The 12,500-nt window shown below is 43.0% G+C and carries 9 protein-coding genes and 1 pseudogene (2 of these 10 cut by a window edge); 8 read left to right on the forward strand and 2 right to left on the reverse strand.

Annotation, left to right across the window (positions count from 1 at the left end; translation table 11 throughout):
- Positions 1-942, forward strand: partial view of a GGDEF domain-containing response regulator gene (locus tag LEP1GSC062_RS16210; protein WP_010578865.1) — the 3' portion only. Its footprint begins 51 nt before the window's first position; the window shows 942 of its 993 coding nt (coding positions 52-993); its start codon lies beyond the left edge, outside the window; it ends in the stop codon at positions 940-942.
- A gap of 121 nt (positions 943-1,063) precedes the next feature.
- Here LEP1GSC062_RS16210 and LEP1GSC062_RS16215 read toward each other — a convergent pair.
- Positions 1,064-1,737: pseudogene (locus LEP1GSC062_RS16215) on the reverse strand (DUF4147 domain-containing protein); the annotation flags it as partial.
- Positions 1,738-2,093: 356 nt separating this feature from the next.
- Between LEP1GSC062_RS16215 and LEP1GSC062_RS16220 the strand changes: the two are divergent.
- Positions 2,094-2,486 (forward strand): hypothetical protein, encoded by a 393-nt coding sequence (locus LEP1GSC062_RS16220; RefSeq protein ID WP_010578866.1) that lies wholly within the window; start codon positions 2,094-2,096, stop codon positions 2,484-2,486.
- A gap of 399 nt (positions 2,487-2,885) precedes the next feature.
- On the opposite strand, the gene LEP1GSC062_RS16225 is transcribed toward LEP1GSC062_RS16220, so the two are convergent.
- Entirely contained in the window at positions 2,886-3,650 is a 765-nt protein-coding gene (locus tag LEP1GSC062_RS16225; protein WP_020984944.1) for an exodeoxyribonuclease III, read from the reverse strand.
- Positions 3,651-3,748: 98 nt separating this feature from the next.
- Here LEP1GSC062_RS16225 and hisD point away from each other — a divergent pair, with 98 nt between their 5' ends.
- The 6 genes in view from hisD to LEP1GSC062_RS16255 are tightly spaced (at most 48 nt apart) and all read left to right on the forward strand, a layout consistent with a single transcriptional unit that may run on beyond the window.
- Entirely contained in the window at positions 3,749-5,029 is a 1,281-nt protein-coding gene (gene hisD / locus LEP1GSC062_RS16230) for a histidinol dehydrogenase (RefSeq protein WP_020984826.1), read from the forward strand.
- A gap of 15 nt (positions 5,030-5,044) precedes the next feature.
- Positions 5,045-5,902, forward strand: a complete 858-nt coding sequence (gene panC / locus LEP1GSC062_RS16235; RefSeq protein ID WP_039942511.1) for a pantoate--beta-alanine ligase — start codon at positions 5,045-5,047, stop codon at positions 5,900-5,902.
- Complete coding sequence (mfd, locus tag LEP1GSC062_RS16240) at positions 5,899-9,414, forward strand: transcription-repair coupling factor (protein ID WP_010578870.1); 3,516 nt, start codon at positions 5,899-5,901, stop codon at positions 9,412-9,414. Before panC ends, mfd begins: the two co-directional genes overlap by 4 nt.
- Positions 9,415-9,462: 48 nt before the next feature.
- Entirely contained in the window at positions 9,463-10,173 is a 711-nt protein-coding gene (locus tag LEP1GSC062_RS16245) for a lipoprotein LipL31 (RefSeq protein WP_020984996.1), read from the forward strand.
- Positions 10,174-10,179: 6 nt separating this feature from the next.
- Positions 10,180-11,022 carry an undecaprenyl-diphosphate phosphatase gene (locus tag LEP1GSC062_RS16250; protein ID WP_039942412.1) on the forward strand — a complete coding sequence of 281 codons (843 nt, stop codon included), beginning with the start codon at positions 10,180-10,182 and terminating at the stop codon, positions 11,020-11,022.
- 32 nt (positions 11,023-11,054) lie between these two features.
- Positions 11,055-12,500: the beginning of an LPS-assembly protein LptD gene (locus LEP1GSC062_RS16255; protein ID WP_039942413.1), read on the forward strand. Its footprint extends 1,533 nt past the window's final position; 1,446 of the gene's 2,979 nt are visible here — the first part of the coding sequence; the start codon lies at positions 11,055-11,057; the stop codon falls past the right edge of the window.

Consider the following 12,500-nt stretch of genomic DNA (forward strand, 5'->3'; position numbering starts at 1 on the left):
CAAGGTATCTTGAGGAAGTCGGGATACAAGAATACGTATACGAGCCAATCTCCGGAGGAAGTCATCAATTGGTTGAATTTAAAAAGTCAGGCCCCTCCTCAAAAAGAATGTTCTTTGATTCTTTTGGACATTCTTCTCCCCGGAGTTACTGGATTTGAAATTCTCGAATTGATCCGCGAAAAAAAGGAATTAAAGGATATTCCGGTTATCATGATTACCGCATTGAAAGAATCGAATGTCTTGCAGAAAGCATTTGATTCGGGTGCGATTGATTACGTTATAAAACCGTTCGATGCGACCGAACTTTTGGCGCGGGTTCGTTCCGCCCTTCGACTTTTCGAGGAAATGACTCGAAGAAAAGAAAGGGAAAAAGAGTTGGAAAAACTCACCGATCAGCTTCAAGAAGTGAACTCCTATCTCGTCGCGATTTCGAGGACGGATTCCCTTACGGGACTTTATAATCGGCGATACTTCGACGAGATTTTGACGACGGAATGGAAACGATGTTGGAGAACCGGCGCCGGTATTGCTCTCATCATGTTGGACATTGATCATTTTAAACTTTATAACGATACCTACGGACATCAAGGTGGAGATCAATGTTTGAAACAAGTGGCACGTGCAATTAGAGACTGCGCTAGAAGGGCGGGGGACGTGGCCGCAAGATACGGAGGAGAGGAATTTGCGGTCATTCTTCCGGAGACAAACGAATCGAATGCGGTCATCGTAAGTCGGAATATTTTGGAAAACGTGGAAAAGATGGCGATTCCACATTTGGCTTCGAAAACGAATTCGATTGTAACGGTCAGTATCGGGATGGCTACTTTAAGTCCGAGCCCCGAAAATTCCATCACCGAACTGATTGAAAGAGCAGATAAAGCGCTCTATTTAGCTAAAGAGGAAGGAAGAAACTGTCTTCGATTTTATCCTCAGAGCGATTGAAATATTTTTTCGAAATGGCCGTCGGTTTCAAAAACAATTCAGGGGTAGATATCGGCTGAATTCAAAATTTGTTAAGAACGAATTTCGACGCGAAAGTAACTCCAAAGAGATCAGGGTCGAGTTTTGTTTTTTTCCGTAAGACGGCTTTAATCTTGGGTTCAATAGATAAATTATATTGTTTGAATATTCTGAAAATGGATTTTCTTTCGATTGTGGAATGGATTGTGGGTCCCGAGGCCACTTTGGAAAGATCATTTCCGAGTACGTCCGAAAGGATTAAAGTGATTGATTTTGAAGGAAGAATTTTTGAAAGTAGGCCCCCTCCTTTGATCGAAGATAAAAGAATTCGGATCGTATTGATGTCCTGAATGTTGGCGCCGCTTGCGAGGAGCTTCGAATTCCATACGATTAAATCCTCCAGATCCAAGCCCCGGGAGCCGGAACTTCCATCAAGGTGGAGCCTCCTCCCGAAAGAAGAACCAGGGCGATATCTTCCGGTTGTAAGTGAGAGCAGAGTTCTAAGATTTTCGTTCCGCCTAAAATGCTGTTCGCATCGGGGATGGGATGGCCCACTTCCAAGATTTCCAAAGGTGGAAATTTTTTTCCGGAACTGTGTCCGTACTTGGTGAGAATGATTCCTTCGAAAATCTGAGATTGTAAGACTTCATACGCCGCTTGGGCCATTTCTTCCGCCGCTTTTCCGACGGAAAGGAGAAGGATCCTCCCAGAAGGTTTATGTTCTAAAAGAAATTTGCGAACGGCCGCACCGGGCAAAGATTTTCGAATCGCAATTCCTCGATGCTGATGAAGTCGAACGTTATTGTAAAGAAGAACTGCTCGATAACTCAGGCGTTCGCTCCTATTCGCGGTCGACGGACCAGAAAAAGCAGGTTCTCTTTTATCCAAAATGGAACGAATAAATAGAGAAAAGGGATTAAAATCATTGAAATTTACTTTGGGTTTTAAATTTCCTGGAAAAATGCGAAAATCGCCGATAAGATGAAAAAACGAAGAATTTGGGATTTTGATTAGAAGTGTTGAGTTGTTAAACCTAAAAAAAGAGGAAATTGTTTTGTTGTTGCACTGCACAACAAAACATAGGAAGAATACATTGAATAATCTTCTTTTCTCTTTAGAAGAAGGAGGTGCGCATGTTTGAAAAAATGATCGAAGATTTTAAAGATTCTGTCAAGGAATCCGTTCGTATTCCTTTGGAAGTTCACAGTAAGACTGGAAATTATTCTGCAGAAATCGGTGGTTGGGAAGGCACGTCCATGAGTCTCAATCTCGGTCGTTTTAATTCGGATTCTGTCGGTGAGTCTGCAACTTTGGAAGTCCGTATTCCGTTTTGGAAAGATCCGATTTTGCTCCACGGAACGATCACCGAAAAGAAAATTGTTCGTTCCAAATCCTTGGAGAGAATGACGGATAATGTGCTCCTGTTTGAATCCGATGCGATCGGGTTGGTTAAAAAATTCCTACCTAAATTTCCGGTGGATCTCAAAAACTGGAAGCTTTTAGAATTTTCAAAAAAGGCGGTTTGATCAGTCGAATTCACAAGTTTTAGCTTGTCGGTGATATACCGATCGACTAGGAACTGCTTTTACTACTCAGACGCATGAAAAGAATACTGTAATAAGTTTGTTTCAAAATTTAGAATGTTAGATCTTCTTCAAAAAAGCCAACAATTCTGGATTCGTCGCAATTTTGTGAGCGCTTCTATATCTTTGTAAAAACCGTCCGTTAATTTTTGGTACCATTTCCATGCGTCTCTGAGTAGGTAAATGCACTTTCTTGATTGAATGTTTGTCCCGATTTTCTGTAAATTGATGTCAAAAGTTAAGGTCCAAAACCTGAAGAGAGAGCGAACTCATCTTAAAACCTCAAAATGTAAGAACTACTACAATTTTTGAGATCTTAAGATGAGATTCGATTTTGAACGTCTATAGTTTGATTTCAAATTCCAATGGAGCGTGGTCGGAAAGCGGTTTGTCTCTATAAATCGATTGGCTTTTTACATTCTTTTTCAATTCTTCCGTTACAAAGAAGTAGTCTATTCTCCATCCTTTGTTTTTAGCTCTGGCTCCTGCTCGAAATGTCCACCAGGAATATTCCTGCTTTTCCGGATAAAGATAACGAAAGGTATCCACCCAACCCTGGTCTAAAAATCCGCTCAACCATTCTCTTTCTTCTGGTAAAAATCCGCTACTTTTCGCATTCCCTTTTGGGTCGTGGATATCCTGAGGAGTATGCGCGATGTTTATATCTCCGCAGAGTATGATGTTGGGTTGCTTTTTTCTTCTTTTGATGGCCTCTTTCTGAAAGAGGTCCAAAAACTTCATCTTTGCGGCCTGGCGTACGTCTCCCGTTGTTCCAGAAGGAAAATAAGAGTTCCAAAGTGCAAAATTCGAATATTCCAAATAGATACTTCTTCCTTCTTTATCGAAGAACGGATCTCCAAGCCCGATCGTAATTTTCTGAGGAGGTTTTTTATAAAGAATGGCGACTCCGCTGTATCCTTTCTTTTCCGCGCTGTGGAACACGGGAGTATATCCACTTTCTTCCCAAAGAGAAGGAGAAACCTGTTCCTGCGTCGCCTTTGTTTCCTGAAAACAGATAAAGTCCGGTTTTCTATCCCGAATATAATCGCCAAGTCCTTTTTCGAAAGAGGATCTGATTCCGTTACAGTTGAGAGAGATGAGTTTCATAGGCAAGGTGTAAATTGGATGAATTCTCCTCCTGGGCAATTGTTTTTTGGGTAAATTTCAGATGCAGGAACAGTTCTTTCGAAAATCCTGGTTTTTGGATGGCAATACAGATTCTACAAGTCGATTTGAAAAATCGGTCGGTTTTGGACCCGATTTTAGAACGTGCCAGAGAGGATTTGAGTTCTACTTTGAACCTCGTAAAACCGATCATTGAAGACGTGAAAAATCGAGGGGACGAGGCTCTTCGGGAATACACCCGTAAGTTCGACGGTGTCGTTCCGGATTCTTTCGTTTTAGACCTTTCCCAATTGAATCCTAAGATTGATTCGATATTGGAGGGGGCCCTAAAAAAAGCGGCGGAGAATATCAAAGCCTTCCATCAGATTCAAATTCCAGAAGATAAAGAAATTATAGTTCACGGAAATCGCCTCGGAATCCGCCATACTCCCGTGGAATCGGTTTCTGTTTATGCCCCTGGTGGAAAGGCGTTATATCCTTCCACAATTTTGATGGGTGTAATTCCTGCTAAACTTGCGGGAGTGAAAAATATTCAAATCGTTACTCCTCCGCAACAAGGTTTTTTGCCGGATGGTCTCGTAGCGGCCGCAAAGATTGCTGGTGCGGATCGTGTTATTCTTGCAGGAGGCGCGCAAGGAATTGCGGCGGTTTCTTATGGAACTGAAACTATTCCCGCCTCCGAATTTGTAATCGGTCCCGGAAGCAAATTCGTGACCGCCGCAAAAGTTTTTTTGAGCGGTCAAGGTGTGATCGGTATCGACAGCCCCGCCGGTCCGAGCGAGGTTTTAGTCGTAGCGGATGATTCCGCAAATCCTATTTGGGTGGCGTCGGATCTTTTATCCCAAGCCGAACATGGGGAGGATTCGGTTGCGATCCTCTGTACGGATTCCTTGTCCTTTGCTGAAAAGGTCCGTGCGGAAGTAGAGAAGGCTCTTCTGGTAAGGCCTAAACGAGGTGAGATGAAACGGAAATCCATCGAAGACCACGGAAGAATATTCGTTTTTCCTAATTTAGAAGAATGTTTTGCATTTTCGAATTTATTCGCGCCCGAACATTTGGAAATCCAGACGAGGAACTTTAGGGAAGACCTGAAAAAGATCCGTCACGCCGGTTCGGTCTTTTTAGGAAACTATTCTCCCGTTGCCATGGGGGATTATATCAGCGGGACCAATCATATCCTTCCTACCGCGGGTGCCGCGAGAATTTATTCTTCTCTCGGAGTTTCCACATTCTTAAAAAAAGTCACATGGCAGGAAGTTTCAAAGGAATCACTCGGGGATCTTTATCCTCACGTCAAGGTCCTTTCCGAATTCGAAGGTCTCGACGAAGAACACGGAACCTCGGTAAAAATTAGAATTTAATTGTATTTGAATATTATGATTATTTGTAGAACTCCAGAAGAGGTTTCCGTTCGGGTCCGTAGGTGGAAGGCGGAGGGTAAAAAGGTGGGTTTTGTTCCCACGATGGGTTGTCTTCACGAAGGTCACGCAAGTTTGTTCGACGAATGCCTGTCCAAGACAGATAAAACCGTAGTTTCGATTTTCGTGAATCCAGCTCAGTTCAACGATCCCGAAGATTATGCGAAGTATCCGATCAATACGGATGGGGATCTGAAAATCTGCGAATCCGGTAAAGTGGATCTTGTTTTTTTGCCCGAAAAGGAAACGATGTATCCAGAGGGAATTCCGGTTGTCGTATTACAAATTCCTCATTTAATGAGAAATCTTTGCGCGGTTTCCAGGCCGGGCCATTTCGAAGGTGTGCTTCTTGTGATCTCTAGACTATTTCACTTCGTGCAGCCTGATTTTGCGTTCTTTGGTAAAAAGGATTATCAACAATATCTTCTCGTCAAAGAGTTTTGTAAAATTCTCGCGTTTCCGATTGAAGTTATTGGCTGTGAAACGATCCGTTCCGATAAAGGATTGGCCCTCAGTTCCAGAAACTCCCGTCTGAGCGAAGACGAGAAAGAGGAATCTCTTTTGATCTCCAGAGCTTTGAAACTTGGGGAAACTCAGATTCTTTCCGGAATAAAAGATCCGCTTGTCGTTCGGGATATCATGAAGGATGTTTTGGATTCTTCGCATAAGATTCGTCTGGATTACTTAGAAGTTTTGAATGCGGATACTCTGGAGTCTTTGGAGATCTTAGAGGGGAACATCCTTCTTGCGGCCGCCGTTTTTATCGGGTCCGTGCGTCTGATCGACAATCGGACCTTACGCGTGGCTTCTACATGAAAGATCTTCTTCGAATCATAGGAGAGGGATTGTTTGCTCGGTTTGAATTTTCTTCCCCTTCGAAAAAGAACCCAGCTCGGAAGGTAAAGACCGTTCCTGAGAGAGAAACGAATGCCGATCGATATCCTTCCGTGGACTTATCGATTACGGGTAACGTTTATTCCGTAACGGAGGGAAGTCATTCCATATTAGCTTCTTCTTTATTTCAAAAATTGAATCGAACGATCGTGGTCGTTTCCGAAAATAACACCGCCGCGGAATTTTTGTTCAGGGAGGCTTTGAGTTTTCTCGCCGCATCCGACTTGGTCTATCTTCCCGGTCAGGAAGTTCTTCCTTACGAATATCTGCGTTATCCCGCCGAGATGAAACGGGAGAGGATCAAGGCGATCGGAAAGATCCTGAACGGAGAACCTTCGCTCATTTTTACTTCCGTTGCCGGTTTTTTAAAAACTCTTCCCCCTGTACAAACGATGCAGGGAAGGGCGATCACGTTGGAAAAAGGAAAGGAGATTGATCTTGAAAGTCTTCTCATCCAATTGATCGATCTGGGTTATAAACGTACGGATGTTTGTGAAACCTTTGGAGAATTCAGCCTCAAGGGGGGAATTTTAGACATCTATTCTTCGTATTCCCAGGAACCAGTTCGGATTGATCTTTTCGGGGAAGAGATTGAGTCGATCCGAACCTTTGACCCGGATACTCAGAGATCCATGGTCGACTTGAATAGGGCCATTCTTCTTCCCGTGGACGAATATATTCTTTCGGACGAACAGAAAAAAGAATATCAGATTCTTCTAAAGTCTTCCGGTTCGTCCCTCCATATTCCAGAAATTCCCGAAGCGGACTATGGAATTTATTACGAAGAACTCGTTCCTTTGGTTAGGGAGAACCACGGGATTCTTTCCTATTTTTCAAAGCCTCCCGTTTTGCTTTTTCCTTCTCCAAACTCTGTAAATCAAAGAATACTCCATCTCGAAAGGGAATACTTTTCTCTTTTTGAAAAACGTTCTCGAGAGATTCTTTGTGCTCCTCCCGACAAACTCCTGTCTTTCGGAGAAGAACTTCGAGTTCTTTCGGAATTGGTCGGGCTCTCGTTTGTCGGTCTTCCTCCTCGAAACGGAAACGATTTAGTTTCCTGTTTAAAAGAAGCTCCTACGTTTAAGGGTAAGATTCGGGAAGTCCGTGAGAAAATTTCGGAACTCCGGACGGAGGGCGGTTGGAAGATCGTTTTGACCTCTTCCTTCGAGGCTCAGACTAAAAGACTACAGGGACTTTTCGAAAAAGAGGGAATCGTTTTGTTAAACGAAGGCGCAACGGAGCCGATTCCATTTTATCTGGGAAAACACAAGTCTGATGCGTTTCTCGTTTTATCGGAACTCAGAAACGGTTTTATATTTGAAAATCAGAAAATTCTAATTCTCTCTGAAAACGACATTTTCGGAAGGGAATACAAACGTAAAACCCGCTTTAAAAAGCAGAATAGCAAAGCCCTTCATAGTTTCATCGATTTGAAAGAAGGGGACCCCGTGGTACATATCCAACACGGGGTCGGTAGATTTTTAAAAATCGAAAGAACCAACGCGGGGGGAAAAGAAAGGGACTTTCTAAAATTGGAATATGCGGGCGGGGATTCTTTGTTTGTTCCTTTGGATCAGATTTCTCTGGTTCAGAGATATATAGGTGGTACCGAATCTCCTCGTTTGGATAGTCTCGGTAAGAGTACTTGGAAAAAGACAAAGGATAGGGTTCAAAAGGCCGTCGAAACCCTTGCGGAAGATTTGGTTCAGATGTATTCCAATCGACTCAAACTTCAAGGTTACGCGTTTCCTCCCGACACAATCTATCAGGAAGAATTCGAAGCCGAGTTCGAATACGAGGAAACTCCGGATCAGATCGAAGCGATAGAGGCGGTCAAAAAAGACCTGGAATCTTCTGTTCCGATGGATCGTCTCGTTTGCGGGGATGTGGGCTATGGTAAAACGGAGGTCGCTATACGCGCCGCGTTTAAGGTCGCAATGGCGGGACGTCAGATCATGATGCTTGCGCCGACTACGATCCTTGCTTTACAACATTATAATACGTTTAAGAATCGATTCCAAAATTATCCTCTGAGAGTTGAACTCGTTTCCCGTTTTAAAACTTCCGCAGAAATCCGCGAGATTCTTTCCGATTTTAGTCTCGGCAAAATCGATATGGTTGTCGGCACACATGCCATTCTTTCCTCTAAACTAAAGCCGAAAAATCTGGGTCTTTTAATTATAGACGAAGAACAAAGATTCGGAGTCAACCATAAGGAAGCGATTAAAAGGTTCAAAAATCTCGTGGACGTTTTGACTCTGACCGCGACTCCGATTCCGAGAACTCTCCACATGGCGTTAACCGGAATTCGGGAACTTTCCATCATTGCAACCCCGCCTAAGAATCGTCAGTCGGTTGAAACCTATGTTCTCGAAGAGGATGAGGATTTGATTGCGGACGCGATCCGAAACGAAATCCAAAGGGACGGTCAGGTTTTTTATCTTTACAATCGAGTCGAGACGATCGAACAGGAAACAAAATATCTAGGCGAAATTGTTCCCGAGGTTTCCATCGGGATTCTTCACGGACAAATGACCGAAGACAAAATCGAAGAAACTCTTTTGGATTTTTACAATCGTAAATACGACATTCTAGTCACTACTACGATCATAGAATCCGGTATCGATATGCCCAACGTGAACACTCTTTTCGTAAAACGTGCGGATCTTTTCGGTCTTTCCCAGTTGTATCAGATTCGAGGTAGGGTGGGTAGAAGCGATCGAAAGGCTTTTGCGTATTTGCTTCTTCCCAAAGACCGAGTCGTGACAGAGCAAGCCGAAAAGAGGCTGAATACGATCTATGAATATCAGGAATTAGGTTCGGGTTTTAAAGTGGCGATGCGGGATCTTGAAATCCGTGGGGCCGGGAATTTACTCGGAAAGGAACAATCCGGAGATATCATGGAAGTCGGATTCGATTTGTATGTGCAAATGCTTGAGGAAGCGATCGCAAGAGTCAAGGGAGAAGAGGTCGCCGTGGAAGTCAGAACTTCCGTGGCGCTTAATACGAACTTCTTTATCCCGGAAACTTATATTTCGGATACAAGACAGAAGATCGAATTCTACAAGAAGTTCGAAGGGGCAAGAGATCTCCAAGAGATAGACGAAGTTTATCGAGAGATGGAGGAGCGTTTCGGAGATCCTCCCGAGGATGCGAGAACTTTTGTCCTTTTGGAAAAGATTCGAACTCTTGCATCTAATCTAGGCTTTGAATTCGTAACCGAAATGAAGGATGAAATTAAAATGAAATCCGGTTCCTATTTCAAGGGCGATCATTCAAAAATCATTCAACTGATTTCGGCTAAAATCGGACTTACTCTCAATCCTAGAGAACCGAATGTACTGATTTTTCAGATTGGAAAAAAATCGGAGAAGGAAAAGCTCGATACTTTGATCTTCCTTCTTTCTGAAATGCTACCTTCTAAAAAATTATAGACGATCTAACCCCGAATCCTATCCTTTGCAACAGGAACCTTAAGTCCGATGAAAAAAAACAGCATTCTCATTTTTATTACTATTTTTACCGCTTTTTTTGCGGGTTGCGGAGATAACTCTGCAGTGATTGAAACTTTAGACGGAAATAAAATCACTGTTAACAGTTTTGAAGATACTTATAATGTTGCCATTGATGCGATGAGCCGGGTTCAAAATATCGAGAAAGAAAATCTTCTCGAATTTATCTCTAAGGATATCTCGGAAGTTCCCGAGCAGATGAGAGCTCTGAACTACCAATTTCAAAAGAAAAATTTTTACGATCAATATAGGGACATGATGATCACGACTATCGCGGCGGAAAAGGACGGTTTTACAAAGCGCGACGACATCAAAAAGATTCTGAGGTTCCAAGAGATGCAGATCGTTTCCCAGCTTTATGTAATGCATCTTGTGGAAAGTCGGATTAAGATTTCCGAGGAAGAGGCGATGGAAGAATGCCAAAAACTCCGCGCCAAAGAAGCGCAAATCAGTTCTCTTCCGATCGATCGTTGTATTCTTTTTGCTAGAGCGAAGTTGAAAAAAGACAAGTCACAGGAAATTCTTCCTAAGGTTTTGGAAAGGATCAAAGAACAAGTTTCGATCAAACACAACGATAAGTTCGATCTGGACGCATTCTTAAAGAAAAAAGCCGGTGACGAAACGAGCAAAAAAGAATCCGCAGCTCCTATAACGGAAACCCCAAAAACGACCGGGCAGTAAGTTCCCTTGAATCATTATCTGAACGCCTTTCTGAGAAGTATCATTGAGGCGGTTACGGAATTTCTACCGGTGTCCTCCACAGGGCATCTGTTCTTATTCAGTTCTTTTTTTCCTTTTTCGGGAGAAAGTTTCGAGTTCGACGACCTCTTTGATATTTTCATTCAGAGTGGAGCTATTCTTTCCGTTTTGTTTTTGTATCGGGAAAAATTCGGATCTCAGATACTTTCTTCCTTCCAATACCTTACAAAACGAAATTCGGACCCGCAAGGATTTTACTTTCTTGTTCAAATTGTGATCGGTGCGTTTCCTATTTTGGTCTTGGGTTTTCTTGCGAAGAAATTTTTGGATACGATCAAAACAAGATCGGATCTTTTAGACATTTTGGCGGGTGCTTGGATTTTTGGAGGGATTCTCATTCTCGTTGCGGAATGGTTCTTTCAGAAAAGGCAAGGAGCCGAAGAAAAAAAACCGGTGGGTTTTCGGGATGCGATTCTCATCGGAATTTTTCAGTGCGCAGCTTTGATTCCCGGAGTTTCCAGATCGGCTGCCACGATCGTTACCGCTCGTTTTTTAGGAAAAGATACGAAGAGTAGCGCGGAGTTTTCCTTCTTTCTTGCGGTGCCGGTTCTTTTCGCCGCCGGAATTTATAAATTGATTAAGCATCGTTCCATCTTGAACGAAACTACGATTCCAATTTTGGCTTTCGGGTTTTTGATTTCTTTTCTTCTTTGTGCTCTTGTCATTCGTTTGTTTTTGCGTTATCTACAAAAACATTCGTTCGGTGTTTTCGGAATTTATAGAATCTTATTGGGGGTCGGAGTTCTCGTTTTCACTAAGTTTATTAGATGAAAATCCAATTTGCGGGAATAATCTGACTCGGAATGCGTCTCCGTTTGATTCTGATTCTGTTTTTTTTACTGTTTGTAACTCCTATTTTTGCGCAGACGGAAGAACAGATCTTGCGTTCGATCACGGGCGAAACGGCGGATCAAAATTCTTCTTTCAAAGATGATAAAAAACTCGCCGTTCTCAGGGCCAAAAACAGACTTTTAGGTAAGTCTATCGATACTCTTTCCGATCGGGAAGTGGACGATCTTTTACTTTCTCTCGGACTGACTCGAGACGGTTCTCTTTTTAACAGAAGAAAACGTCTTCGTGCCGCTTTGGAAGAAACGGTTCCAGTCTCCGCAGATCCGATGTCTTCTCTTCCACAAACAAAAAAAGCTCTTCCGATTTCGATCGAAAACGCATCGGAAGGTGAACTTCTTCAGGTAGATAAGAATAAATCGGGTGTACTCGTTCTTCGAGGTAGAGTTCGTTTGAAACTTCGTTCGGGTTCTCTCGAAGCTGAAACCATTACGGTGGATAGTGAAAGACAGGAGATTTATGCGGAAGGCGGAATTGTATATAAAGACGGTCGCGCAATTATAGAAGGGGATAAGTTCATCTACGATTTCCGTTTAGAAAAAGGGGTCGTCTACAAAACGAAAGGTACTTTCGCTCCGGCCCACTTTATCGGTGAAAAACTCAAGAAACTCGACGACAAACATTATGCGCTCGAGATGGGTTATTTTACGATCTGCAATGCGGAAAAACCTCATTATTCCTTTAAGGTAAACAGACTTTATATCTACGAAGATAAGACCGTTATGGCGACTAACGTTCGTTATCAAGTCGGCGGTACGACGGTTCTTTGGCTTCCGTTTCTTTATAACAGCAATTTAGGGAACGGATGGATCGCTCAAGCGGGTAAGAACAACACTCAGGGATTGTTTCTGCAGACTTCGTATCAGTGGTCGAAGATCCCTTCTTTTGCCATGGCTCCTATGGGTTATAAGTTTCGAGCGGACTTTTACGAAAAGACCGGACAGGCGTTTCATCTGGAGATGTGGAACCAAAGTCCTTTTTTAAATTACCTGATCGACATCGGATACGCCAATCATAGAAACTATCAGACCACTTCGGCTTACGAAGATCGTTTTCACAACTTCGGAATCGGCACGGTCGCGGTTACCAACCAAGTGGACCGAGGCCCGCTTTTCTCCACGAACCCGAACGCCCCTCTTCGAAATATCGGACCCGATACGGAACCTTGGTGGAAAGGTCGGATTCTCTTGAACTCTAAAATGAACAATACGGAAAAGGACGTTACCCGAAATATAAGCTTTCAATACGAAAATTATTCCGACAGACTTTTCGAATACGAGTACGGAAACCGCTATGAGCCCGCAAATACGCTTCAGTCTCTTTATACGGCCAGGAACGTTCGTATGGGTTTTGTCCGAAACTCTTTGGAATGGAAATTGGATTACACCGAAAATAGGGGC

This window comes from Leptospira alexanderi serovar Manhao 3 str. L 60 (assembly GCF_000243815.2).
Lineage (GTDB): Bacteria > Spirochaetota > Leptospiria > Leptospirales > Leptospiraceae > Leptospira > Leptospira alexanderi.